The 24,058-nt window shown below is 62.5% G+C and carries 22 protein-coding genes; 16 read left to right on the forward strand and 6 right to left on the reverse strand.

All coding sequences use genetic code 11. The annotated features are described in order from the left end of the window. Positions 1–27 precede the first annotated feature (27 nt). The gene (locus AAFG50_RS16180; protein WP_011086250.1) at positions 28–711 is read right to left on the reverse strand and encodes a helix-turn-helix domain-containing protein; all 684 of its coding nucleotides are present in this window, start codon (positions 709–711) and stop codon (positions 28–30) included. Positions 712–1,037: 326 nt separating this feature from the next. On the opposite strand from AAFG50_RS16180, the gene AAFG50_RS16185 reads away from it, so the two are divergent. Both AAFG50_RS16185 and AAFG50_RS16190 read left to right on the forward strand, forming a co-directional pair. After that, positions 1,038–1,670: a response regulator gene (locus tag AAFG50_RS16185; protein WP_162185827.1), complete on the forward strand. Its 633-nt coding sequence runs from the start codon at positions 1,038–1,040 to the stop codon at positions 1,668–1,670. 47 nt (positions 1,671–1,717) lie between these two features. After that, positions 1,718–2,224: a response regulator gene (locus AAFG50_RS16190; RefSeq protein ID WP_028171963.1), complete on the forward strand. Its 507-nt coding sequence runs from the start codon at positions 1,718–1,720 to the stop codon at positions 2,222–2,224. Between the two features lie 21 nt (positions 2,225–2,245). Here the strand turns inward: AAFG50_RS16190 and AAFG50_RS16195 are convergent, their stop codons facing one another. From AAFG50_RS16195 to AAFG50_RS16205, 3 genes are read right to left on the reverse strand one after another with little or no spacing between them, the layout of a single operon-like run. After that, entirely contained in the window at positions 2,246–2,824 is a 579-nt protein-coding gene (locus AAFG50_RS16195) for an invasion associated locus B family protein (RefSeq protein WP_028171962.1), read from the reverse strand. Between the two features lie 30 nt (positions 2,825–2,854). Continuing rightward, positions 2,855–3,748, reverse strand: coding sequence for a dienelactone hydrolase family protein (locus AAFG50_RS16200; protein WP_028171961.1), 894 nt, complete (start codon positions 3,746–3,748; stop codon positions 2,855–2,857). An 11-nt stretch (positions 3,749–3,759) separates the two neighbouring features. Continuing rightward, on the reverse strand, positions 3,760–5,448 hold the full coding sequence (locus AAFG50_RS16205) for a TrkA C-terminal domain-containing protein (RefSeq protein WP_028171960.1): 1,689 nt from the start codon (positions 5,446–5,448) through the stop codon (positions 3,760–3,762). Between the two features lie 143 nt (positions 5,449–5,591). Between AAFG50_RS16205 and AAFG50_RS16210 the strand changes: the two genes are divergently transcribed. The 6 genes from AAFG50_RS16210 to AAFG50_RS16235 all read left to right on the forward strand — a co-directional run bounded on the left by AAFG50_RS16210 (position 5,592) and on the right by AAFG50_RS16235 (position 13,706). Continuing rightward, positions 5,592–6,275, forward strand: a complete 684-nt coding sequence (locus AAFG50_RS16210) for a YoaK family protein (RefSeq protein ID WP_028171959.1) — start codon at positions 5,592–5,594, stop codon at positions 6,273–6,275. Next, positions 6,272–7,963 (forward strand): SulP family inorganic anion transporter, encoded by a 1,692-nt coding sequence (locus AAFG50_RS16215; protein ID WP_011086257.1) that lies wholly within the window; start codon positions 6,272–6,274, stop codon positions 7,961–7,963. The genes AAFG50_RS16210 and AAFG50_RS16215 overlap by 4 nt, the downstream gene beginning before the upstream one ends. Positions 7,964–8,157: 194 nt before the next feature. Beyond that, entirely contained in the window at positions 8,158–10,911 is a 2,754-nt protein-coding gene (locus AAFG50_RS16220; RefSeq protein ID WP_028171958.1) for a decarboxylase, read from the forward strand. A gap of 13 nt (positions 10,912–10,924) precedes the next feature. After that, entirely contained in the window at positions 10,925–12,625 is a 1,701-nt protein-coding gene (locus AAFG50_RS16225; RefSeq protein WP_028171957.1) for a transporter, read from the forward strand. Positions 12,626–12,655: 30 nt separating this feature from the next. Beyond that, positions 12,656–13,090: a hypothetical protein gene (locus tag AAFG50_RS16230; protein WP_028171956.1), complete on the forward strand. Its 435-nt coding sequence runs from the start codon at positions 12,656–12,658 to the stop codon at positions 13,088–13,090. 181 nt (positions 13,091–13,271) lie between these two features. Beyond that, positions 13,272–13,706: a hypothetical protein gene (locus tag AAFG50_RS16235; protein WP_053815118.1), complete on the forward strand. Its 435-nt coding sequence runs from the start codon at positions 13,272–13,274 to the stop codon at positions 13,704–13,706. Positions 13,707–13,800: 94 nt separating this feature from the next. Here the strand turns inward: AAFG50_RS16235 and ppk2 are convergent, their stop codons facing one another. Further along, positions 13,801–14,601, reverse strand: coding sequence for a polyphosphate kinase 2 (ppk2, locus tag AAFG50_RS16240; RefSeq protein WP_028171954.1), 801 nt, complete (start codon positions 14,599–14,601; stop codon positions 13,801–13,803). 42 nt (positions 14,602–14,643) lie between these two features. Beyond that, complete coding sequence (locus AAFG50_RS16245; RefSeq protein WP_011086265.1) at positions 14,644–15,096, reverse strand: hypothetical protein; 453 nt, start codon at positions 15,094–15,096, stop codon at positions 14,644–14,646. Between the two features lie 180 nt (positions 15,097–15,276). Here AAFG50_RS16245 and AAFG50_RS16250 point away from each other — a divergent pair, with 180 nt between their 5' ends. The 8 genes from AAFG50_RS16250 (at position 15,277) to AAFG50_RS16285 (ending at position 24,057) form a co-directional block, all read left to right on the forward strand. Next, entirely contained in the window at positions 15,277–15,711 is a 435-nt protein-coding gene (locus tag AAFG50_RS16250; RefSeq protein ID WP_039185057.1) for a hypothetical protein, read from the forward strand. Next, a complete protein-coding gene (locus AAFG50_RS16255; RefSeq protein ID WP_011086267.1) occupies positions 15,704–16,936 on the forward strand; it encodes a biotin/lipoyl-binding protein in 1,233 nt (410 codons plus the stop codon). Before AAFG50_RS16250 ends, AAFG50_RS16255 begins: the two co-directional genes overlap by 8 nt. 467 nt (positions 16,937–17,403) lie before the next feature. Next, positions 17,404–19,317, forward strand: coding sequence for a HAMP domain-containing sensor histidine kinase (locus tag AAFG50_RS16260; RefSeq protein ID WP_039184186.1), 1,914 nt, complete (start codon positions 17,404–17,406; stop codon positions 19,315–19,317). Positions 19,318–19,411: 94 nt separating this feature from the next. After that, positions 19,412–21,079 carry a DUF3300 domain-containing protein gene (locus AAFG50_RS16265; RefSeq protein WP_028171951.1) on the forward strand — a complete coding sequence of 556 codons (1,668 nt, stop codon included), beginning with the start codon at positions 19,412–19,414 and terminating at the stop codon, positions 21,077–21,079. Then, positions 21,076–21,993: a DUF2950 domain-containing protein gene (locus AAFG50_RS16270; RefSeq protein ID WP_028171950.1), complete on the forward strand. Its 918-nt coding sequence runs from the start codon at positions 21,076–21,078 to the stop codon at positions 21,991–21,993. The genes AAFG50_RS16265 and AAFG50_RS16270 overlap by 4 nt, the downstream gene beginning before the upstream one ends. After that, positions 21,977–22,447, forward strand: a complete 471-nt coding sequence (locus tag AAFG50_RS16275; RefSeq protein WP_028171949.1) for a hypothetical protein — start codon at positions 21,977–21,979, stop codon at positions 22,445–22,447. The genes AAFG50_RS16270 and AAFG50_RS16275 overlap by 17 nt, the downstream gene beginning before the upstream one ends. Before the next feature lie 657 nt (positions 22,448–23,104). Then, the gene (locus AAFG50_RS16280; protein ID WP_080668053.1) at positions 23,105–23,446 is read left to right on the forward strand and encodes a hypothetical protein; all 342 of its coding nucleotides are present in this window, start codon (positions 23,105–23,107) and stop codon (positions 23,444–23,446) included. Positions 23,447–23,550: 104 nt separating this feature from the next. After that, positions 23,551–24,057 (forward strand): A24 family peptidase, encoded by a 507-nt coding sequence (locus AAFG50_RS16285; protein ID WP_028171947.1) that lies wholly within the window; start codon positions 23,551–23,553, stop codon positions 24,055–24,057. The last annotated feature ends 1 nt before the right edge of the window (position 24,058 follow it).

The raw sequence follows: 24,058 nt of genomic DNA on the forward strand, positions 1-24,058 counted from the left end.
CGCAGGCAAGTGCCCGCTCTCAGGCGCTCAGTGTTGCAGGTCGAGACTGGCGAGCTGCTGCCGGTTGAGCAGCACGATCTGGCGCTGGGTATTGCCGATGAAGCCGAGGACGCCGAGATCATGAAGGTGCGATATCGCCCGCGAGACGGTCTCCAGCGTCAAGCCGAGGTAATCGGCAATATCGCGCCGGGACATCGGAAGTGCCATGACATTGACCCCGGAGAGCCGCTTGTCCATTTCGAGCAGGAAAGCGGCGACGCGCTCCAAGGACGTCTTCCGGCCGAGCAGGAGCATGTGGTCCTCTGCATGTTGCAGGTTGCTGGTCGTCATGTTGAGCAAGTTGCGCGCGACCATCGCGTCGCTCTCCGCCACCAGCTCCAGGCTTTGCCGCTTGATCAGCCGGACGGTGGTATCCACGATCGCCTCGGCGGTGAACCGATGCTCGCTGCCGTTCTCAAGTCCGAAAATGTCTCCGGCGAGGTGGAAGGCGCCGATCTGCCGGCGACCGTCCGACAGGAGTTTATAGCTTCGCACTGCACCAGACTTGACCTGGTAGACGTAATCTGCAGGTTCCTTCTCGCCGTAGATCTCAGTGCCCTTTTTATATGTAAATTCGTTTAAACTGACGATTGGATTTGAATCGCTCGTCATGCCGAGGTCTTTGAGCGAATTGGGGCGGGGAGACGCGTCTGTCGTGATGCGAACAAACATAGGCCCAACTCCTCAACTGATCGCTGAATTGGTCTGCCAGGCTGATATTTCGCCAGGAGAGGTGCCGCCGATGTCGCACTCCGGCTCGGGTCGGTTTACGACTAACGCCGTATTCTTCACCATTGTCTCATGGTTCATTGTACCAAGGGACAGGTCGGTGGGATGGATGCGCGGAATGAGAAGAGCGGGCTCCTGCGTCGGATCAAGCTTCGCGCCACAAACTCCGGCCTGCGAAACCTTCGGCATTAACGGGATGGCTAGAGCTCAAGCCCATCCAGGTGTTAGGTAAGCGGTTAAAGCAGATTGCAGGAAGCAGAGAGGGTCCATTGCCCGGCCTTGTTCACGTGGTCGACGACGATGCCTCGTTTCGAACAGCGATCGAGCGTCGGCTTAAACTTGCAGGCTACGACGTCGCGACCTATGCATCCTCGCAGGACCTGCTCGATCATCTGCCCCGCGATGAGCTGCCGAGCTGCATCCTCCTCGATGTGCAGATGCCAGGCCTGAGCGGACCGGATCTACAGAAACGTCTTAGTGAGCTTGGATCGACCGTCCCGATCGTGTTTCTCACCGGACACGCCGATACCGCGACGACTGTGCGGGCGATCAAGGCCGGCGCCGAGGATTTCTTGACCAAGCCGGTATCGTCGGGGCAACTGATTGAAGCGATCGAGCGGGCCTTGTCACAACAGGAGACCGCGCGCGGGCTGCGCAGCCGGCTCGATTCGCGTCGCGCTCATGTCGCGTCGCTGACGCCACGCGAGCGGCAGGTGTTTGACCTCATTGTGCGTGGGAAGATCAACAAGCAGATCGCGTATGAATTGGGAACGACCGAACGCACGGTCAAAGCACATCGACACCAGGTGATGGAGAAGATGCAGGTGAGCTCGCTCGCGGAACTGGTTTCAACGGCGCAGCTGCTTGGTATGCTGGATCCCGAGAGCGGCTCACACGGCTAGGCGATAACTAATTCGCAGGTTCCCCCTGTGACTTGCACCAAAGGTCAATGGAAATCTCCCTGAGAGGGGTATTTCAACAAGCCGACGTGTTGGCTCCCCGGGAGACGAAGAACCGCGAGGCGCTTGACGCGTTCACGCAAGTCCATCGTGTTCTGCCAAGCTTTCCCTGTATGGAGTTGAGCCACTTGCAGCGCCGCAAGTCCATTTTCGTTGTCGATGATGACCCTTCCATGCGCAGGAGCATGAAGCGGCTGCTGCAGGAGCACGGCTTCGAGGCAAAGCTGTTCGAATCCGCCGAGGCGCTGGTAAATCATGGCAACTTTCAGCAGGCATTCTGTATCATTCTGGATATCAATCTGGATGGAGAATCTGGAATTGATTTGCGACGCTGGCTTGCGGAACAGCAGGTCCAGGTTCCGATTGTCTTTGTCACCGGCAACGACACTCACGAAAGCCGCGCGGCGGCAATTGCATCGGGATGCATCGCCTATTTGACCAAGCCCTTTGCCGCGGCCTCGCTCATCGAGAGTGTGGAGAGAGCCTGGGGCAGCTAGGCTGGACAAGTCAGCTGCGCGCTATTCGTCGATCTGCTGGTCGAACGTTTGGGCCGGCGGCCCCTTGTGAGCAGATGCGAACTGAGCAAGTGGCAGGGAGGCGGTAACCGACAGCATGTTGGGGTCGACAACCTCCAGCGCGAGCGTCTTGCCCGTTTCCATCTCCCTTATCAGGCCGGGTTTTGCCACATCGGCGGCTATGCAGGCGTTGTTCAGGCACCATGTGTACGGTACGGCATAGGTGTTGCCTTTGTCGACCGTGAGCTTGACGGGCACCTGGACAAACATGCCGACCGGCACGAACATCTGGAGCCGTGCCGTGCGGTCGCCCTCACGTTCGATCAAGTCCAACCGAACCGCCGTCTGCCCCGTGTCGAACGTGCCGGTGATCGAGGTCCGGCACACGGTCTTGGCGCCGCCCGGCTTGAAGCATAGTTTTCGCCAGTCGCCGTATTTGATATCATTCGCCATGCGCTGCCCCCGCGGTGAAATCTCGGCGGAGGCCGGCATGGTGGTGGTGGCGACGAGCAGGAGAAGCGCGAACTGCGCGGTCGCGTGATTGCGTGTCATCCGGATGGATTGACGATGTGAGCGTGCCATTGTGTCGCCTCCGGAAATCGAGCGCGTCGTCTATTTGATTTCGTCGAGAAATCTGCTCACGAGTGGCGACCAGATCGGAATGGCATCCGGCGAGCCGACGAAGAAATGCCCCTCATCGCCGAACGGCGGAACCAGATGGTATTGCGCCTTGCCCCCGGCCGAGGTGAAGGCCTCATGCATCCGCTTCGACAACGCGGGGCCGAAGAACGTGTCATTTTCGATATAGATCCACAGCATCGGCACCCGGGAGGTGCGACCGAAATCCATCGTCGCCTCGACCAGTTTATCCGGGGCGCAATTATTGTTCGGCTTGCCGCCGACACGCCCACCGCGGCCAGCGGCAAAGGTGATGATCGCTCCGATCTGCGGCGGGTTCATGCTGGAAAGCGCGATGGATGCCCAGCCGCCCGCAGACTGACCGACAACGACGACATCCTTCGGTGTGATGCGTTTTTCGGCAGCCAGGAAATCGATGATCCAGAGGTCGACCTGTGCCACCGCGAGGCCGGCGTCATGGAAATTGGGATTGGAGCACTTGCCGACCTTGGAAAAGAACGGTCCATAGAGTCCGCGTTCGGGAATATCGATGGCTGAGGCGCCGTAACCGGTGCCGACGGGAGCGACCACGAAGTAGCCGCGCCTTGCGAACCATTTCGCCGCGTCGCGGAACTCGACGAGTGGAAAGAAGCTGCGCTGTTTAGGGTCGAGCGATACGCCGTGGTTCATGATTGCGAGCGGGAACGGGCCATCGCCGACGGGTCGAACGACGTAGGCGAACATCGGCAACGGTAACGGCAATGCCCACACTTCCTCCTGGATGCGGCGCGACGCGGCCTCATTGTCGGCCCATGACGGTGCAATCAAGGAGGACGCAAGCAGCTGCACGACCACCAGTAGCGGCTGGATCCATGTCCGTGGCTGCATTTCGTCCTCCCTCAGCCAACAAAGGTGCAGGCTACGATAATCGGCCCGAGCACGGTCAGAACCACATTGCCGACGGCGTAAGGCACGGCAACGCCGAGCACCGGCGTCTGGCTCTCGGCGATCTCGCAAGCCCCGGTCACGGCTGCATCGACCGTCATGGCGCCGGCGAGGGCTCCACAGGTGATGACCGGGTTCATGCGCAGGACGTGATAGGCAAACAGCGTCGCGACGACCAGCGGCACCAGTGTGACCACGAGGCCCATGCCGACCAGCAACAGGCCGTGCGCCTGGATCGCGACCCAGGCGGCGTGACCGTTGGCCAGGCCGATCGCCGCGATGAATCCACCGAGGCCGAGATCGCTCAGCGTCTGCTGCGCGGCCGGCGGCATTGCGCCCATCGTCGGCCGGCGCGAGCGCAGCCAGCCACAGAGGAGACCCGCGATCAGTGCGCCGCCACCGCCGCCGAGCGTCAGCGCGATGCCGCCGACCTTGAAGCTGACGAGCCCGGCCAGCAGCCCGGCGGCAATACCCGCCGCAAGGAAGGCAATGTCAGTACGGTCGCCGGAGCGCACGATCTGCCCGACCTGCTTCGCCGCGCGCTCGATGTTGCGGGTGCTGCCGACCAGCGTCATGACGTCACCGACATAGACACGCGTGTCCGCGCTCAGCGGGGCTTCGCGCCCATGCCGCGTCAGGGCGCGCAAAAACACACCGCGTGCATCGCCGCCGATGCGATCGGCCACATCCCGGATGGATCGGCCGTGGAGGTTGCGGTTGTCCACCAGCACGTCAAGCACATTGCCGGGGATCGCCTTCAGGATCTCGTCGGCATCGATCTCGGTGCCGATGATCGGCTTGGCGGCGACAATGGCGGCAGTTCGACCGGCGATGACGATGTCGTCGCCAGCCTCGAGCACGGTGTCCAGACGCGGTTCGATATCGGCGCCCTGGCGCACGATCCGTTCGATCACCGTGCGGCTGCCGATGTCCTCCTCGATCGCCTTGACGGTTCGGCCGGCCGCAGCCGTGACGCGATAGGCGCGAGCCTGGAACTTGCGATAGGATAGGTTCTCGGTCTTCGGCGGCGCGCCACCTGAAAGCTCGACCTCGAGCTTTTTCGCCTCGTCCTTGAGATTGACCCCCATCAGTTTCGGCGCCGCGAAGGGGACGTAGAGCAGTGTCAGAATGTAGCCGAGCACATAGGTGACGGCATATCCCGCTGCGATATTCGCTTCCTGTTGCTCCAGCACGGTCTTCGGCAATCCGAGCTGCGCCAGCGCGCCCGAGGCCGTGCCGATCACGGAAGACTGCGTCAGCGCGCCAGCCGCAAGCCCGGATGCCGTGCCGGGATCGAGCTTGAAGGCGAACGCAAAGGCCAGCACGATCACGAGACCAGTCCCGCCGAGCACGAGCGCCATGGCAACTTGGGCCAGGGTGCGGACACTCAACGAGGCGAAAAACTCCGGTCCGGATTTGTAACCGATCGTGAATACGAAGAGACTGAACAGCACGATCCTCAGCAGCGCGGGGAACGTAAAGGTGCCGAGTTGTCCGATCAGGACGGACACGATCAGGATGCAGGCCGTGGTGCCGATCGCGAAGCCGTGGATCTTGACGCGTCCAAGCATGGTGCCGATGGCAACCGCAAGCAGCAGGAAGATCTCCGGAGCGGTGGAAATGATCCACCTGACAGTATCCATGATCGCAAATTCCCGGGCGCAATGATTGACGTCGAATTCGCGCCCGGGAACCGGGCGACTGCTTGATTTAGATCAATCCCAAGCCATCCTCGCTGCGGCGTCTTTTGGCCGATGCAGGATCTGCGACATCCGAAGTCCGCGCCATGAGCACTCTGGATCTAGCTGCGAGCGCATCGTTGCGGCGCAATGAGGCGCTTGAGGTCGCGCTGCTGCTCGCCTTCGCCGGCGGCTATCTCGACGCCTACACATGGATGATCCACGGCGTCATGGCGAATGCCCAGACCGCCAATCTGGTCCTGCTCTGGGTCTATGGTTCGGTGGGCAATTGGGCCGCGGCGCTCCATTTCGTGCCGCCGATCCTGTCATTTGCGATCGGTGTCCTGGTTGCGGCATGGCTGCGCCACGCGACGGGAGATCGGGCCAGTGTCATCAGCACGCTGATCGAGATACTGCTTCTGATCGCAATCGGAATTCTGCACAACCGGCTGCCCGATCTTGCGGGCACGCTGGGCATTTCCTTTGTCGCGGCGATGCAGACCGCAATTTTCACCAAGGTCGAAGGCGTGGTCTACAGTTCGGTGATGATCACCGGTAACATGCGCCAGGCGATTGAGGGCGCGTTTGCGGCGGTCGTCGGCGGAGGTCCGCCGGGACCGCTTCGCCGCTCGGGCATGTTTGCAGCGCTGTGCGTCATGTTCGGCGTGGGAGCGGCGGTCGGGGCCTTCGCGACAAAGTCCTTTCCGAACCTGGCGCTCGGCATGCCCGTGATCGCCTTGCTGATCGTGTTGCTGCGCTGCGAGGTGGATCGCAGCGAGGCCCGCGCATGAGCGCCCCGTCTGGGCTGCAGGGGAGCTGGTTGCGGTACTTTCCGCCGTCGAGCTGGCTTGCGACCTATCGCAGGTCGTGGTTGCCATCGGATGCTGTCGCCGGCGTCACGCTTGCCGCTTACGCAATTCCGGTATCGCTGGCCTACGCCGCGCTGGCCGGGCTGCCGCCGCAGGTCGGGATCTACGGCTACATGCTCGGCGGCTTCGGTTACGCCTTGTTGGGCTCGTCGCGCCAGCTTGCGGTCGGCCCGACTTCGGCAATCTCGCTGATGATCGTGGGCACGGTAGGGCCGCTCGCCGCGGGCGATCCGGTGCGTTATGGGCAAATTGCAAGTCTTGCTGCCTTCGCGGTCGCGGTGTTGTGCCTCATCGCCTGGCTGTGCAAGCTCAGCGTCCTCGTCCGTCTGGTCAGCGACAGCATTCTCGTCGGCTTCAAGGCTGGCGCCGGGCTCACCATCATCATGAGCCAGCTGCCGAGCCTGTTCGGTGTTGCCGGTGGAGGCCATGACTTCTTCGAACGCGGCATTGAGCTCGCCGGGCAGCTCGGTGACGTGAATCCGCTGGTGCTCGCCGTCGGTCTGGTGGCATTCCTGCTTCTGCTGACCGGCGAGCGGCTGCTCCCCGGTAGGCCGGTCGGGATCGCGGTTGTGGCGCTGGCGATCGCGGTGGCAACCGCGCTCGGTCTGCCGGCTCTCGGCGTGCCCGTGACGGGAAGAATCCCCCAGGGCCTGCCGGTGCCTGGCTTGCCCACGTTCGGCCTGCTGGAGTTCGACGATCTCTTTCCGCTTGCCGCCGGATGTGTGCTGCTCGCCTACATAGAGGGTGTTTCGGCGGCTCGGAGCTTCGCCGCCAAGCATGGTGACAGCCTTGACGTCAGGCAGGAGTTCTTGGGCCTCGGTGCGGCCAATCTCGCTACGGCCTTAGGTCATGGCTATCCTGTGGCTGGCGGGTTGTCGCAATCCGCCGTCAATGACAGCGCGGGTGCCCGCACACCGTTGGCGCTGGTCATTTGCTCTGGGACGCTGGCGCTGTGTCTCTTGTTCTTCACAGGGCTACTGACCAATCTGCCCAAGGCGGTGCTGGCCGCCATCGTCTTTGCCGCCGTGTACCGGCTCGTCGACATCCGTACGTTGGCGCGGATGTGGCGCGTCAGCCGCATCGATTTCTACGCGGCGGTGATCGCATTGGTATCTGTCCTGCTGCTCGGCATCCTGCAAGGTGTCCTGCTGGCGTCGATCGCCTCCATCTTCCTGCTGCTGGCGCGCGCGTCACAGCCGAATGTGGCATTTCTCGGCAGGCTCCCGGGCAGCGGCCGGTATTCCGACAGCGCCAGGCACGAGGACGTGGAGCCGCTGGTTGGAATCATCGCGTTCCGCCCCGAAGCCTCGCTGCTCTATATTAATGCCGAGATGATCCTGGAGGTCGTTCTGAATGCGCTCCAGAGGTCGTCGGATGTCAGGCTCGTTGCCTGCGACCTCTCGGCGTCGCCCTACATCGATCTGGCCGGCGCGCATATGCTCCGGAATCTCCACGACGAACTTGCGTCACGCCATGTCGCATTCTGCATCGCCGGCGCGCATGCGCAATTGCGCGATTTGCTGCGCGCCGAGGGGCTCGCCGAGAGGACCGACAGCGGGCAATGGTTGCGTTCGCTCGACAACGTGCTCGGCGACAACCAGGCCAGATAGCGCCCGGGACATTTGCCGATCTCCGGCGCGACTTTCGTTCAGTCGCGCGTCCGTGTTGCATCGCGAAGCGTGCACGCTGCTCGCAGGCCGACTGATTTCATGCGCGACCGTTGACTTGGATCAATGGAGCTCTCCCGCGCGATACCCACGATCCGCCATCACCTTCGCCTCAAGAGCCAAGGATGGGGAGAGACATGCCCAAGGACGCCAAGCCTGCGCAGCAGCGCATCGATCAGTTCTTCTCCGGGCCCGGCGGACGGGCGGACAATTGGCGCGATCTGGTCGACGCGGCCAAAGCATGGTCCCGTGGCGGAGACCGTGCGAAGTATGACGCTGCGCTGGCCGATCTCTCCGTGACGGAGGAATTTCACGGCTATCCTGGCTTGCAGCTCATGGCAGCCTTGCGGGAGGCAGCCACGACTGGTGATGCGGCGACTTCGCTGGCGCTCGCAACACGGTTGGCGCAGGCTCTGACGACGAGATCGTTCCGTCAGCATGCGGGCGACTGGAATACGAATGACGAAGGCAACGGCGAGACGCCCGATCTGGTGCCGCAGATGTTCGGTCCGCACGCGGCGCGCCGTCCCTATTTCGAGACGTTGATCGTCACCGGCCTCACGTCCGGAAGTTGGCCCGCGCTCGCCAACGAATGGCGCAAGCTTCGGCGTCCGGTTGATCAGTTTGCCTATGAACCGGTTATCGTCGGCAGCCTCGAAGACGCTTTTTGCGCCGCTATGCTGAACCCCAATCTTGCAGCCGTCGTCATCAACGAAGGCTTTGCACTGCGCTCGCGCCATGACGCGCCCGTACTCCGCGCGATGACCGCGTCGGCCGGATTGAAAGACGAGTCCGATGCCTCGGCGCTGCGGCTCGCCCATATCATCAAGCGGGTCCGCCCCGAGCTCGACCTCTACCTGATGTCCAATCGCAATGTCGAGGAGATGGCCGGAAATCCCGAGGCCGACGTCGTCCGCCGGATCTTCTATTCGGTCGAGGAGCTGCTCGAACTGCATCTCTCGATCCTTGAAGGGGTGCAGGATCGCTATGACACGCCGTTCTTCGACAATCTCAAGAAATATGCACAGCGTCCGATCGGAACGTTCCATGCGCTGCCGATCGCGCGCGGCAAATCGGTCTTCAAGTCGGACTGGATCCGAGACATGGGCGAGTTCTACGGCCTGAACCTGTTCCTGGCCGAAAGCAGCGCGACCACCGGCGGCCTGGACAGCCTGTTGGAGCCGACCGGCAACATCAAGAAGGCGCAGGACAAGGCCGCACGCGCACTTGGCGCCGATCGCGTGTTCTTCGTGACCAACGGCACCTCGACGTCGAATAAGATGGCGGTGCAGGCGCTGATCGGACCGGGCGACATCGCCATCGTCGATCGCAATTGCCACAAATCGCATCACTACGGGATGGTGCTGGCCGGCGCGCAGCCGCTCTATGTCGAAGCCTTCCCGATGACGGAATATTCGATGTACGGTGCCGTGCCGCTGAAGACCATCAAGCAGGCTTTGTTGAGCGCCAAGGCCGACGGCCGGCTCGACCGCGTCAAGCTGCTGGATCTGACCAACTGCACCTTCGACGGTCATATCTACAATACCCGCCGGGTGATGGAGGAGTGCCTCGCCATCAAGCCCGACCTGATCTTCCTGTGGGACGAGGCCTGGTTCGGCTTCGCGCGCTTCTCGCCGTTCCTGCGACGGCGCACCGCGATGGGCGCCGCTAGCGAGATCGAAGCCTGGATGCACGACCCGAAATCGGTTACGGCCTACGAGGCGCAGCAGGCCGAGCTCGGCAAGAATCCGTCGGACCAGGTGCTGCTCAAGACCCGGCTGATCCCCGATCCGCGCCAGATTCGTCTTCGCGTGTACCAGACCAATTCGACCCACAAGTCGATGTCGGCGATCCGGCAGGGCTCGATGCTGGCGGTCAAGGACGTCGAATTCCACACGGTCGAGCAGCAGTTCAAGGAAGCCGTGTTCACGCACGCCTCCACCAGTCCGAACCAGCAGCTGATCGCGAGCCTGGACGTCTCGCGGCGCCAGATGGAGCTCGAGGGTTACGGTCTCGTGGCCAATGCGATCGAGATCGCGCTCGCCATCCGACAGGCAGTCAACACCAATCCGCTCATCTCGAGATATTTCCGTATCCTCGGTGCCGACGCCATGGTGCCGGCACAATACCGGCAAAGCGGGTTTACCGACTATCTGGCGGCCGGAACGAACTGGGCGAGTGCCCTGAAGAGCCTGGACGATGACGAGTTTTGCCTCGATCCAACCCGCATGACGCTGGTGTGCGGCACGGCCGGCTTCGACGGCACGCAGTTCAAGGGCATCCTAGCGAACGACCACAACATCCAGGTCAACAAGACCTCGCGCAACTCGGTGCTGCTCCAGTCCAACATCAACAACACGCGCAGCGACGTGGCACATCTCGTCAGGGTGCTGGCGGAGATCGCCGGTGAGGTCGACCGTGGCCTGACCCAAGGCGGAGCTAATGCGAAGAAGACCTTCGAGGCGCGGGTGAAGAGCCTGATGACCGACGTGCCCGACTTGCCGAACTTCTCGCATTTCCACCAGAGTTTCCGCGGCGATGCCGGCGCCAAAACCAACGAAGGTGATATCCGGAGTGGCTTCTACGCGGCCTATGACGCGGCAGGATGCGAGTACATCCGGCTCGCCGATCCCGAGATCGACCGGCGCCTGAAGGCCGGTCCCGACCTGGTCTCCGCTAGTTTCGTGATTCCTTATCCTCCAGGCTTCCCGATCATGGTGCCGGGTCAGGTCATCACCCAGGAGACCATCGACTTCATGCGCAAGCTCGATGTGAAGGAAATCCATGGCTACGACGCCAAGGAAGGCCTGAAGCTCGTGCGGACCGAAGCCTTGGCGAAGATCGGCAGGCCCAAGCCCGGCGCGCAGCCGAAGTTGAAGGCCGCCTCGTAAACAGGGGACGAACATGCAGGGCTTTTTCACCTTTCTGCAGCAGAATCCGTATCTGCTGCTGTTCTTCGTCGTCGGCCTGGCAGTCTATATCGGGCGGGCGAGCATCAAGGGCTACGGCCTCGGCATGGTCGCCGGCGCCATCGTGGTCGGCGCGGGACTGTCGGTCTGGGCCTCGACTTACGGCGTCAAGCTCGAGTTGAACAATTTCGCCAAGAGCCTTTTCTACTATCTCTTCATGTATGGAGTCGGCCTGCGGGTGGGACCGTCCTTCATCAACAGTCTGAGGGGGGACGGGCTCAAATTCTGCATTCTGGCGGTGGTGTCGAGCGTGATCGGACTGACGCTTGTCGTGCTCGGAGCGAGATTGTTCGCACTGCCGACCGGCGCGGCCGGCGGCATGCTGGCGGGTTCTCAGACCATGTCGGCCGCGATCGGTTCGGCCGAACAGGCGATCACCTCCGGTGTGGTCAAGCTGCCTGAGGGCATGAAGCCCGAAGAGGCGTCCGGCATGATCGCGCTGTCCTATGGCATCACCTACATCTGGGGCACCGTCGGAATCATCCTGATCTGCAAGTATCTGCCGCGCTGGTGGGGTGTCGACGCCAAGGCCGCAGCCAAGAAGTACGAGCAGGATTTTGGCGTCAAGGATCTCGAGGGTGGAGGCCTCACTGGCTATCGGCAGTTCGGACTGCGCGCCTACCGGCTCGAAAACTCGGCGCAATTCGGCACGAGCATCGCCAAATTCCGCAAGGTCAATCCCGAGTACCGCATCGTCAACGTGGCGCGTGGCGGCGAATTGTTGGGAGCCGATCCCGACTTCGTGCTGCAGAAGGGCGACGTCGTCGCGCTCGGCGGCTCGACCGAGCATCTGACCGACAAGATGGGCTTGATCGGGCCGGAGGTTGCGGATGCCAAGGTGCTGGGCATTCCCATGGATCAAGCGGACATTCTCATCACCAACAAGAACATGGTCGGACGGACCTTCGAATCCTTCCGCGAGACGGCGATCGCTGGGCAGTTGCAGGTCACCAAGGTCGAGCGTGGTGGCGTTGCAATCCCGGCCGGTCTGAAGACCGAGCTCCAGCGGATGGATATCGTCTCGGTGGTCGGCCTGAAGTCCGCCGTCAACGAGCTCGGCGAGATGTGGGGGCGCATTGCGCGGACCAACACCTCGACCGACCTCCTGACGCTCGCCGTCGGCATGATCATCGGCTTCTTGATCGGCATGATCGAGTTTCCGGCCTTCGGCGCCAAGATCGGCCTCGGCAATGCCGGCGGCCTCCTGCTGTCAGGCGTGATCGTCTCCTCCTTGGTCTCCCGGTTGCGCTTCTTCGGCAACACGCCGAATGCGGCGCGGAATGTGCTCGAGGACCTCGGCCTCGTCGTCTTCGTCGCCATTGTCGGCGTTAATGCAGGCGCCGGCTTGCTGGCTCAGCTTACGGGCGCGGTGGCGCTGAAGATCTTCATCGTCGGATTTATCGCCTGCACGATCCCGCCTTTCATCGTCTGGGCGATCGGCTTCCACGTTTTCAAGATCAACCCGGCCGTGCTGATGGGCGGCGTCGCCGGTGCTCGTTCGCATTCGGGGCCGTGTCGCGAGGCCGCGGTCGAGATCCAGAGCTCGGTGCCCTGGATTGGCTTCCCGGTCGGTTACGCCGTCTCGGGCATCCTGCTCACGGTATTCGGTTACTTCGCGATGATCCTGGCGCAATAGCGCGGCATCTTCATTCAAGGGACAACAGACATGAAAAGACTTGCTGCTTGCGCCGCGCTCGCCACTCTCCTTTCCGGAGCCCTCGGTTCCAGCACGCCGACGCATGCCGAGACCGGGCAGGTGGCAGTCGTCTTCACCAAGGGTGGCTTCATCGTCGGCGTCGGCGGTGGCGAAGGTGTTCTGCTCCTTCGGGGTAAGAAATATCCCTTTACCGTATCCGGCATGAGCGTCGGCTTCACGATCGGTGCCTCGACCACCAAGCTGGTTGGCCGCGCCCTCAATTTGAGGGGACCGGCATCCATCGAGGGCTCCTACGCGGTGGGCGGAGCGGGCGGCGCCATTGCGGCGGGTGCGGGAGCCGTTCAACTGCAGAATGCCAACGGCGTGATCCTGCAGCTCAGCGGTCCGAAGGTCGGCGCCGAAGTGTCGGCTGCCGTGGGTGGTGTGACCATACGTTTGAAATAGACGCGAAGCGATCGGGCCGCCTCAGCGCGGCTCGATGCGCGTGGTCGAGGGGCGGCGTCCCTCCTGATCGAGGTCGAGCCAGGGAGTCGCCGGACATATTGCCATTGGGTGCCGTCCGCGACTTCGCGAGGCATCGTCGAAGGGCGGATCACGGCACCCTAATATCGAGGGAGGACTAGCCATGCTTCGTTATCTTCTCGCAGCTGTTGCGGCGTTCGTTCTTCTCACCGCTACTCTCATCCCCGATGATGCCTACGCCCGTCGTGGTGGCGGTGGTGGCGGTTATCGCGGCGGTGGAGGAGGCATGCGGGCCGGGGGCTTTCACGGTGGCGGCTATCGTGGCGGCGCGGTTCACGCCGGACGGAGCCACGGCGGTGGCGGGCGCGGCTATCGCGTCGGAGGCCCGCGACCGAGCCATCCGATCGCCGGTCGGCCAGGCCGCCCGGTCGCCGGTTATCCCCGGTACGGCTACCGCGGCGCAGCCTACGGTGCCGCCGCCGGGGCCGCCGCAATCGGAGCCTATGGATACTACAACAACAACTACAACAATGGCTGTTATCAGGACACCTACGGCAATTGGGTCTGTCCGCAGTATCCTAACCAGTATCGATACTGAGAACGCGCTGCTGACGGTCGGGACGGTGGTCCGTCAGCGGTGAGGGTTCCGGCGTCGAGCGATCGGGCCGCATCATCGCGCGGCCCGATCCTCGTCAATATCGTTCAGCGACGAAATTCATCCCGCGCAAGCTTGCCTGGTCATTGTAGCGGCCCTTGTCCGAGCGCCTCGGCAATTTGACCTTGTCCTTCTTGATGCGCTTGCAGGGAATTGACTTCAGCACATGTGCGATACAATTCAGCCTTGCGCGGCGTTTGTCGTCGGAGCGGATGATGTACCATGGCGCGTGCTTGGTGCTCGTCTTCCTGAGCATCAGGTCGCGGGCCCGCGAATAGTCGTACCAGCGCCGATAGGATTCCAGATCCATCGGGCTCAACTTCCATTGCCGCACCGGATCGTCGATGCGGGCCCTGAAACGGCGCTCCTGCTCGTCCATCCCCACTTCCAGCCAGATCTTGATCAGGATGATGCCGCCGTCGATGACGTATTTCTCCATCTGCGGACAGAGCGTGAGAAAGCGCTCGTGCTCGGCGGGCGTACAGAACCCCATCACATACTCGACGCCGGCGCGGTTGTACCAGCTCCGGTCGAAGATCACGATCTCGCCGCCGGCGGGAAACTGCTGCATGTAGCGCTGGAAGAAGAGCTGCGTCTTCTCTCGGTCGGATGGCGCCGGCAATGCAACCACGCGGAACACGCGCGGGCTGACTTTTTCGGTGATGGCCTTGATCGTACCGCCCTTGCCGGCGGCGTCGCGGCCTTCGAACAGGATGATGACCCGCAGCTTGTTCGCTCGGACATAGTCCTGGAGATGACACAGCTCGACCTGGAGCTTCTCCAATTCCTTCTCGTAGTCCTTGCGCTTCATCCGCTCGGCAGGCTTGTCCTTGGCCATGCTCGCCCTTTCGCCGTCAGGTCTCAGCTGGCGGTCCCGCGCTCAATCACCCCAGGAAATCGTGATGCCGATGTCCCCCGGCACGCCGCCGGGAAAATCGATGATCTGGTAGGCGATGCGATAGCCGCGTGGCTTCAGATGGTCGGTCCAGAGTTGGAAGATTTCCTTCGGGATGCCGGTCAACGTGCTTTCCCAGCCCTTCTCCATCTGATTGATGGCGCGGCCCTTGTCGGTGCATAGCGTGTTGGGGAAGCGATAGACCTGAACCTCGGTCAAGCCATTTCGCACCGCACGCTGGATGATGGTCGAGGCGAGCTTGACCTTCTCCTCTTCGGTCTTGCCAGAAGGCTTGCTGAGGCGTTCAATCAGGGCCCGTTTCTCGGCTTCGGCGGCGGCGGCAAGCCGCGCATATTCGTCCGCCTTCTCGGCCTCCTTGAGGGCTGCTTCCTTGCGGATCTGCGTGGCACTGGGGATGAGGTCATCGATGCCGGGCATGGCGGGCGGCTCCTGTTGGGCTGTTGCGCGTCGGCTTTCAGGCGAGGCTAGGTAGGGCCGCTCCAGGTCCGTTGATTCAGATCAAGCAATTGCGAGACCCGGTACCGACACTGCATTCGCCGCATTGACGTGAACACGCGGGCCGAAAGGGAGAGACCGTTGAGCGAGCAGCTTCATCCGATGGCCCCGCATCATCTGCCGTTCTATCTCGCGCCGGGAAGCGGGGTGGACACGCTGATGGTCGTGATGGGCATCTTCCTGATCGGTACCGTGCTCTGGGTTGGCACGCTTTATTGGAAACTGCACAGCCTGCCCGAGCGGATGGCGCACAAGTCACAGAAGCTGCAATTCGAATTCGTAGCCGTGCTCGGCCTGATCTCGCTCTTTACCCATATGCATATCTTCTGGGTGGCGGGCCTGTTGCTTGCGCTGATTGATCTCCCCGATTTCGGCACGCCGCTGCGCAGCATTGCCGGCTCCGTTGAGAGGATTGCTGACGCAACGCCGAGCGAAGCAGGCGACGTGGTGGCCGAGTCCCGATCGGACGCCGGGGCCGGTATACCGCCGACGGGGAAATCCGGTCCCGCGAAGGAGAAGGAGCACAGCCATGTTTGAGCTCATGTTCTGCTCTCTCCTAACGATCCTGCCCGACTATCTCTACCGCCGCTATGCCCAGGGCAAGCGCTTCGGCAAGGAGATCACCTTCTTCTCAATCTGGTACGAGCTGAGATGGGGCATCACGGGCTGCCTGATGCTGACGGTGTCGCTCATCACAATGATCTTCTACTTCCATCCTTCCACCACGTCGGCCGCGCTCTATTTCCGCACCGTGCCGATCCTGCCCGAAGGGGCGGGGCGGGTGGCCGAGGTCAAGGTTGGTTTCAGCGAACCGGTGAAGCAGGGTGACGTGCTGTTTACGCTCGACAGCTCCAGGCAGCGGGCCGCGTTCGAGACCGCCGCGCGCAAGGTCGCCGAGGTCGAAGCGTCCATGTTGGCGGCGCAATCCGACGTGGTCAGGGCCGAAGCTCAGATCCAGGAGGCCAAAGCCAATTATCAGCAAGCCAGGGATGAGCTCGACACCAAGTCCGACCTTCAGCGCCGCAATCCCGGCATCGTGCCGCAGCGCGACATCGAGAAGCTTCAGGTGCTGGTCGATCAGCGCCAGGCCGGCGTTGACGCGGCGACAGCCGTAAAGCAATCGGCGGCCTTGCAGGTCTCGACGCTCATTCCGGCGCAGAAGGCGAGCGCCGAAGCGGCGTTGGCTCAGGCCCAGGTCGATCTCGACAAAACCGTCGTTCGCGCCGGCGTAGACGGCCGTGTCGAGCAGTTCCTGGTCCGCACCGGCGACGTCGTCAACCAGTTGATGCGGCCGGCCGGCGTGCTGATCCCGGAAGGCGCCGGCCGCGGGGCCCTACAGGCGGGCTTCGGCCAGATCGAGGCGCAGGTGATGAAGGAAGGCATGCTCGCCGAAGCCACCTGCATTTCGAAGCCCTGGGTGATCATCCCGATGGTTGTGACGACGGTGCAGGACTACATCGCGGCCGGACAGTTCCGCTCCGGCGAACAGTTGATCGATCCGCAGAACATCGCGCGGCCCGGCACCATCCTGGTTTATCTCGAGCCGCTCTACAACGGCGGCCTTGACGGCGTGACGGCGGGCAGCAGCTGCATTGTCAACGCCTATACCAGCAATCACGAGGAGATCAGCGCAAAGGACACAGGCACCTTCCGCAAGATCGCGCTGCATGTGGTCGATGGCGTCGGCCTTGTGCACGCGCTGCTGCTACGTATCCAGGCGCTGCTGCTGCCGATCAAGACGCTCGTTCTGAGCGGACATTGATGCGGCGAGCCCCCCGCGGGCGCCAGCAAGGTCGACCTTGACTCCGCTGCCATGGCCGATTTCGACGAAATTACACCGGGCACACCGTCAGGAGCGAAGAAATGACCCAGTCGCGCAAATTCATCGTTTGCGCGTCCGCGGCACTCGCCCTTGCCGCGGGATTGTCCATGAATGGGACAAACCGTCTCGCTGACGGCGCCCTCTTCTCAGAGGCGCAGGCAAGAGTAGGGCGGCCGCTGACCCCCATGAGCTATGCCGGAGTGGCCCGTCGAACGACCCGACTGGCGGTGGCTGTTGGCGCAGCGGCGGGTGCGGCGGGAGCCTATTATGGCTCGTCCTGCGTGCAGGTCGTGGACGCCTACGCCCGGGTCACAACGCGCTGCTGATGCGATGGCGCGAGGAAGATTGGCGCCTGCACGATTTGCGCTAGAGTGTGGCCGGGAGGCGGTTACTCTCGTGGAGAAAGCATGAGCGGGCGCATCGCTATGGCCCCGATCAAGTCAAGCTGGCCGATCATCGTTGCACGTCTCAGTCTGTGTTTGCTGGTCTGGGGCGCAATGGTGCCGGCGGCCCTTGCCGCCGATCGCAACGAGCCAAAACGGCTCCTGCTGCTCCATTCCTTCGGCCGGGATTTTCGTCCTTGGAGCGAATATGCCCGGAGCATCAAGGCCGAGTTCGAACAGCAATCCTCGTTTGCGCTGGACATCCAAGAGCACACGCTTCTCTCAGCGCGGTTCAACAGTCCCGGACCGGAGGCGCCGTTCGTCGATTATCTGCGCTCGCTTTACCGGGCCAGTCCGCCCGACCTCGTGATGAGCCTCGGAGCGCCGGCGGCGCGGTTCGTTCAGAAATATCGCGAGCAGCTCTTCCCGGATACACCGCTGGTGATGACGGCGGTCGAGCAGCGGCTGGTGAACCGGGGGGCACTGACCCAAAACGATGTCGTCATTCCGGTTCGCAACGACTTCACAGCATTCTTCGGCAGCATTCTTCAGGTGTTGCCGGAAACCCGGACCGTTGCCGTCGTCATTGGCGCCTCGCCGCTGGAGAAGTTCTGGCTCGACGAAGTCAAACGGGAGGCTAAGCCCTTCGAGGACCGGTTCGAATTAATCTGGTACGCAGACCTGTCGTTTGAGGAGATATTGAAGCGCGCCTCCACGCTGCCTCCACATACGGTGCTGTTCTGGCAACTGATGTCGGTCGATGGTGTCGGCGTCGCCCACGAAGGTGATCTAGCATTGCGCCGGCTGCACGCGGTCGCCAACGGGCCGATCTTCTCCTATCAGGAAGCATTTTTTGGCCGCGAGACCGTCGGCGGCCCGATGCACTCGATATCCGAGTCCAGCAAGGCGACTGTCAGCGCGGCGCTTCGCATCTTCGCGGGCGAAAAGCCGGGCGACATCAAGATCGAACCGATCGGATTTGCCGCGCCGAGATACGACTGGCGCGAGATGCAGCGTTGGGGCATCAGCGAGAGCGATTTGCCGACGGGAAGCGAGGTTCTATTTCGCGAGCGGGGGCTCTGGGAAAGATATCGTTGGCAAATGGCAATGATCGCAGCAGCGTTCCTAGTCCAGGCCGGGCTGATCAGCGGGCTACTCCACGAACGTCGCCGGCGCCGTCTGGCGGACGTCGAGTCGCGGCAGCGCCTGGCGGAGCTCGCGCATCTCAGCCGCTATGCGGCCGCCGGGGAGATGACGACCTCCATCGCGCACGAGCTGAACCAGCCGCTCGGCTCGATCCTGACCAACGCCGAGACGGCGGAGCTCATGCTGAAGAGCGCCTCGCCGAACCTCGATGAACTCAGAGCCATCCTGGCCGACATCAGGCGCGACGATCAGCGGGCAAGCGAAGTGATTCGACGGCTGCGCAGCATGCTGAAAAAAACGCCCTTTGAAATTCGAGACATTGAACTAAACAATACCGTGCGGGATGTCATCGGGTTCGTCGCAGATGTGGCCAAGGGACGCGGCGTCGTGTTGAACTACCTTCCGGCGACGGCCGAACTTCGTGTCCGGGGCGATCCGATTCACCTGCAACAGGTTGTTCTCAATCTCGTTGTCAACGCCTTGGACGCGATGTCCGAAATTCAGACAGGCAAACGCGAAATCAACGTAACGACGAACGTTTCCGGTGCTTGGGCGGAGATCCGGGTTGGCGACACCGGCGCCGGCATTGCGACGGATGATCTCAAGAGCATTTTCAATCCATTTTTCACCACCAAGCCGCAGGGCATGGGCATGGGCCTGGCCATAGCCCGCACCATCGTCGAGGCGCACCACGGCACGATTTCCGCCGCGAACGCGCCCTCCGGCGGGACGCTGTTCAAGATCAAGCTCCCGATCGCGCGCCAGGCTTTCGCGTTGCAGCAGCACGATTAGCGCAGCCGGGACGCAGCCATTTCCCTTGATCTTTGTCAAAGAACGGTCGGGCCGCGGACCGATCCTCCAAATTGTGACTCCGATGGAGGATGTGATGCTTCGCTGTGCCAGGACCGTGATCGCGCTTGCGCTGTTGATGGCCATCCCGTCCGTCGCCTCGGCGCAGACGGCCGACAAACCTGCTGCTCCAACCGCTCAGCCGCAAGCGGCAAGCCAGGCTCCGCCAAGCGCCGAGCTCCTGAAGCCCGAGCAGCTCGAAGCACTGGTGGCGCCGATCGCGCTCTATCCTGACGAGCTGCTGGCCAATGTGCTGGCCGCGTCGACCTATCCGCTGGAAGTGGTGCAGGCCGATCGCTGGCTCAAAGAACACAAGTCGCTGAAGGGCGATGCGCTCAAGACCGAGGTCGAGAAGCAGGCCTGGGACGACAGCGTCAAGGCGCTCGCCAGCACGGCGGACGTTCTGACGATGATGAGTGACAAGCTCGATTGGACCAAGAGCCTGGGTGATGCCGTGCTCGCGCAGCAGCCGGACGTGATGGATGCGATCCAGCGATTGCGCACCAAGGCCTATGACAACAAGAAGCTCGTTACGACCAAACAGCAGAAGGTCAGTGTTCAGACGCAGGAAAACAAGCAGGTGGTCGTCATCGAGCCGGCCGAGCCGGGAACGATGTACGTGCCGTACTACGAGCCGGCCACCGTTTACGGGGCCTGGCCCTACGCGGACTACCCACCTTATTACTTCGGGTATCCGTCCTATATCGGCGCAGGCGTGATCGCGGGGGGGCTCGCTTTTGGGACCGCCTGGGCGATCGGACGCTGGGGCAATTACTGGGGCGGCGGCTGCAACTGGGGCAACCGCAACGTCTATGTCAATCACCGGACCACCAACATCGGAAATGGCTGGCAGCACAATCCGGCGCACCGCCAGGGCGTGCGTTACAACAACACCAATGTTCAGCAGCGTTTTGGCAACAACAATCTGAAGGCGGGCGCCGCGGACCGGATGGATTTTCGCGGCCGCGACGGCCAGCAGGTACTCAAGGATCGTCCGGGCGCCGGTGCCGCTGATCGTGCGGGCGATCGTGCAGGAGATCGAGCGGGCGACCGCACCGGCGACCGTGCGGGTACGCGGGACCGGCCCGGTGGCGGCGATCGCGCCGGCGCTGCGGACCGCGCCAAGGGGAGTGCGAAGGGCGGAGGCGATCGAGCCAAGGGCGGTGGTGACCGCGCCAAGGCCGCCAACCGCGGCGGCGCTGGTGCCGGCAACCGCGCAGCGTCTGCCAATCGCGGTGGTGGAGGCAGCCGCGGCGGTGCCATGAACGTTTCCTCCGGCCGGGCGGCTGCAGCGGCCTCCGCCCGCGGGCGGTCGAGCATGGCGAGCATGCCCCGCGGCGGCGGTGGTGCGAGCTTCGCCGGGCGTGGCGGTGGCGGCATGTCTGCCGGAGGCGGCTTCCGAGGAGGCGGCGGCGGACGGGGAGGCGGCGGCGGCCGGCGCTCCGACATTGCGCTGAAGCACGATGTCGTCTTGCTCGGCTATCTCGCCAACGGCCTCGGCTATTACCGCTTCAGCTATCTCGGCAGCCACAAGGCCTATGTCGGTGTCATGGCGCAGGAGGTCGAACGCGTGAAGCCGGAGGCGGTGACCCGCGGCAACGACGGTTATCTGCTTGTCCACTACGACAAGCTCGGATTGAAATTCCGAACCTACAGCGATTGGCTCGCCCGTGGTGCGAGGATCCCTGCGGAGGTCGCGCCATGAATGTTCTGAAGTCACTTCATCGCGCGGCGTTGCCAGGCATCATGGCGCTGGTACTGCTGAGTTCGACGGCGCCCGCGCAGCAATCCTTTTCTACGCCCGAGGATGCGGCGGCAGCGCTTGCCTCTGCGGTCAAGGGAGGTCCGGCCGATATTCTCAAGGTGCTCGGCAGGGCTGCTGACGACATCGTCTCGTCCGGCGACGAGGTCGCCGATGCAGACATACGCCAGCGCTTCACGTCGATGTATGATGCCAAGCATTCGATCAAGGCGGAAGGCAACAAGAAGGCCACGCTGATGCTGGGGCCGGACGACTTCCCGTTCCCAATTCCACTCGTCAATGCAAAGAGCGGCTGGGAATTCGACACGGCCGAGGGACGGATCGAGGTTCTCTATCGTCGCATCGGCCGCAACGAGCTCGACGCGATCCAGACTGCGCTCGCCTATGTCGATGCCCAGAATGAATATGCCGACAAGGATCGCGGCGAGGGCGTGGGCGTCTACGCGCAACGCATCGTCAGCAGCCCGGGTAAGAAGGACGGCCTGTTCTGGCGCGACGATAGCGACCCGAGCCCACTCGGTGCACTGGCGGCGGAAGCCTCGGCCGAAGGCTATAAGGCCGGAAGTGTAGAGCCGAGCCCATATCATGGATACTATTTCCGTATCCTGAAGGGGCAAGGGGCGGATGCGCCCGGCGGTGCTCTCAACTACGTCGTCAAGGGCAAGATGATCGGTGGCTTCGCCCTGATCGCCTGGCCAGCCGAATACGGCAATTCCGGCGTCATGACCTTCCTGGTCAATCACGCTGGTACCGTCTACCAGAAGGACTTGGGAGAGCGCACCGAATCTATCGCCCAGCGCACGACGCTGTTCGATCCGGACCAGACCTGGAAGAAGGTCGATGCCGCAAAACCCTGAGAGCAGCAGGCGAGCGTGGCTGCGTTGGATTGCCCGGTACCTGGCAGCAATCGCGTTGCTCGCGTTCATCATTCCCGCCACGCCGTCACATGCGCAAGCTAGTGGTCACGTCGAGGTCAAAATCGTGAAGGCGGGATTGCTGATTGGCGGTGGCGCCGGCAGCGGGGTACTGACCTATCGAGGGCGCGTCTATCCCTTCAGGGTGTCGGGCCTGAGCTTCGGCATCACCGCCGGCGCAACCGTCGGGCGACTGGCGGGGCGGGCGTCAGGCATCAGAGAGGTGCGCGATTTCGCCGGCACCTACACCTCCGTCGGCGGCGGAGCCGCCCTCGTCGGCGGCATCAACGGCGCTCACCTGCGCAACGAAAAGGGCGTCACGATCGTGCTGCAAGGTCCCAAGGCGGGCATGGAATTCGCCGCCAATCTCAGCGCAATCACGATTACGATGAGATGAGGCGGTCTTGAAATGGTGCTGTCGCCGGTCCTGCGCAAGACCGGATCACATCTCGCGTCATGTCGCGATCGGACTTGCGAGCGTCTTTGGGAGCAGTCAGGATAAGCGAGCTACGGTAATCAATTCCAAACCGGAAGACGCTGATGCGAACACTCTTTCCATTCTGTGTCGCCCTGGCCTGTCTCTGGGCAGCGATGACCCTGAGCTCGTCCAGCGCGAATGCAGTATTCTGGCGTGGCCTGACCGCACCAACCAACATCGACTACCACGGCTACACAATCATCAAGGAGCCTCGGCCAAGCCCCTGCCAGTGGATACGGGTCAACGGCTATTACGTCCGCCAATGCGTACGCTAGCTGCTGTCCGTGCTTCGTGTGAAGTGCCGGCGATTGGTCATCTCGGTGCTGTCCGCTATTCAAGGTCGGGAATGGCTGGATTCGGCCGATCGGTAGAACAGAGCGCACCGACATTGGCGGCTGAATAGCGCCCTCAGTCCGCGATTGCGTTCAACTCCTCAACGCTCTTTCTGCGATCGACAACGCCGTGCATCGTCATGCCCACGATGGCTGAGCGATCGGCAAGCGCCAGCGCGTTGTCGCGCGTCGACCGAACGCCGGCCGCTCGGCGAAATGGTTAATCGAGCGAGGAGTACCCCTTATGCTCCGCATCACCCCTCTATGGAGCACGCGAAACCCTCCGAGCGAACATTATAAAAGAATCCAGTTGGCGCAGGGGTTTTTCGCCAACGAACATTCCGAAGTCTGTCATCTCCAAGGAAGGGATCCTCCTATGTTGACGTACTATATTGAGACGAGAGAAGCGTTGAAGCGTCTGCGCACGGACCAGGACGGCGTGGTGTCGTTCGAGTACATTATCGTCGCAGTTTGCATCATCGGCGCAGTCTCGGCTGTGTTCGGTGGTGGAGCTGCCGGCCAGATCGGGCTGGCGCTCGGGGGCGGGATCACCGCTATCACCAACGCTTTCACTGCGGCTGTTTGATACGGCCATCCGAAGCCAGAGGGGGGCATCGGAACGTGTCCCCCTCTTGAATGCGCTCCTTCCATTTTTGGTGTGCCTTCCTCCTCTTTGAGGCATGCATTTTCATGAGCTGGATTTCTTACATAGCCTCGATACTGGAAGTTCTGTTGTTGCTGTATGTCGCAACGCTCGATGTCGCGACCCGCTTGATCCGCAATGACATCTGCCTGGTGCTGGCGCTCCTTGGGATCGCCGGTCAACTTGCCAGCCCGATGCAGCTCGTCGAATCCCTGATTGCCACGACGATCCTGTTCTTGCTGCTGTTCGCGATTTACCAGCGCGGATGGATTGGCGGCGGCGACGTCAAGTTGCTGGTTGCTTTGTCGATTGGTCTGCCGCTGGCAGGTGTGATGCAGTTGTTGACGACAACCACGTTGGCCGGCGGCGTTCTTGCCCTTGTGCATCTGATGATGCGCGTCCTGCCATATCCGAAGCTGGCGCCGGTCGGATCGTCGTTCGCACGCCGCGTCTATGCGATCGAGCGGTGGCGCCACGTGCGACACGCTCCCCTGCCTTACGGCGTAGCCATAGCGTGCGGTGGCATCTGGACCATCTTGAGCAAAGGATTTTGAC

The sequence above is a fragment of the Bradyrhizobium sp. B039 genome (assembly GCF_038965675.1).
Taxonomy (GTDB): Bacteria; Pseudomonadota; Alphaproteobacteria; order Rhizobiales; family Xanthobacteraceae; genus Bradyrhizobium; species Bradyrhizobium diazoefficiens.

Coding starts and splice junctions, on each gene's coding strand:
- AAFG50_RS16210 (WP_028171959.1), top strand. CDS start 5,592: ATGAGCACTCTGGATCTAGCTGCGAGCGCATCGTTGCGGCGCAATGAG.
- AAFG50_RS16245 (WP_011086265.1), bottom strand. CDS start 15,096: ATGCCCGGCATCGATGACCTCATCCCCAGTGCCACGCAGATCCGCAAG.
- AAFG50_RS16275 (WP_028171949.1), top strand. CDS start 21,977: ATGCCGCAAAACCCTGAGAGCAGCAGGCGAGCGTGGCTGCGTTGGATT.
- AAFG50_RS16195 (WP_028171962.1), bottom strand. CDS start 2,824: ATGGCACGCTCACATCGTCAATCCATCCGGATGACACGCAATCACGCG.
- AAFG50_RS16235 (WP_053815118.1), top strand. CDS start 13,272: ATGCTTCGTTATCTTCTCGCAGCTGTTGCGGCGTTCGTTCTTCTCACC.
- AAFG50_RS16250 (WP_039185057.1), top strand. CDS start 15,277: ATGGCCCCGCATCATCTGCCGTTCTATCTCGCGCCGGGAAGCGGGGTG.
- AAFG50_RS16230 (WP_028171956.1), top strand. CDS start 12,656: ATGAAAAGACTTGCTGCTTGCGCCGCGCTCGCCACTCTCCTTTCCGGA.
- AAFG50_RS16285 (WP_028171947.1), top strand. CDS start 23,551: ATGAGCTGGATTTCTTACATAGCCTCGATACTGGAAGTTCTGTTGTTG.
- AAFG50_RS16215 (WP_011086257.1), top strand. CDS start 6,272: ATGAGCGCCCCGTCTGGGCTGCAGGGGAGCTGGTTGCGGTACTTTCCG.
- AAFG50_RS16180 (WP_011086250.1), bottom strand. CDS start 711: ATGTTTGTTCGCATCACGACAGACGCGTCTCCCCGCCCCAATTCGCTC.
- AAFG50_RS16205 (WP_028171960.1), bottom strand. CDS start 5,448: ATGGATACTGTCAGGTGGATCATTTCCACCGCTCCGGAGATCTTCCTG.
- AAFG50_RS16265 (WP_028171951.1), top strand. CDS start 19,412: ATGCTTCGCTGTGCCAGGACCGTGATCGCGCTTGCGCTGTTGATGGCC.
- AAFG50_RS16220 (WP_028171958.1), top strand. CDS start 8,158: ATGCCCAAGGACGCCAAGCCTGCGCAGCAGCGCATCGATCAGTTCTTC.
- ppk2 (WP_028171954.1), bottom strand. CDS start 14,601: ATGGCCAAGGACAAGCCTGCCGAGCGGATGAAGCGCAAGGACTACGAG.
- AAFG50_RS16200 (WP_028171961.1), bottom strand. CDS start 3,748: ATGCAGCCACGGACATGGATCCAGCCGCTACTGGTGGTCGTGCAGCTG.
- AAFG50_RS16190 (WP_028171963.1), top strand. CDS start 1,718: ATGGAAATCTCCCTGAGAGGGGTATTTCAACAAGCCGACGTGTTGGCT.
- AAFG50_RS16260 (WP_039184186.1), top strand. CDS start 17,404: ATGAGCGGGCGCATCGCTATGGCCCCGATCAAGTCAAGCTGGCCGATC.
- AAFG50_RS16270 (WP_028171950.1), top strand. CDS start 21,076: ATGAATGTTCTGAAGTCACTTCATCGCGCGGCGTTGCCAGGCATCATG.
- AAFG50_RS16225 (WP_028171957.1), top strand. CDS start 10,925: ATGCAGGGCTTTTTCACCTTTCTGCAGCAGAATCCGTATCTGCTGCTG.
- AAFG50_RS16280 (WP_080668053.1), top strand. CDS start 23,105: ATGCTCCGCATCACCCCTCTATGGAGCACGCGAAACCCTCCGAGCGAA.
- AAFG50_RS16255 (WP_011086267.1), top strand. CDS start 15,704: ATGTTTGAGCTCATGTTCTGCTCTCTCCTAACGATCCTGCCCGACTAT.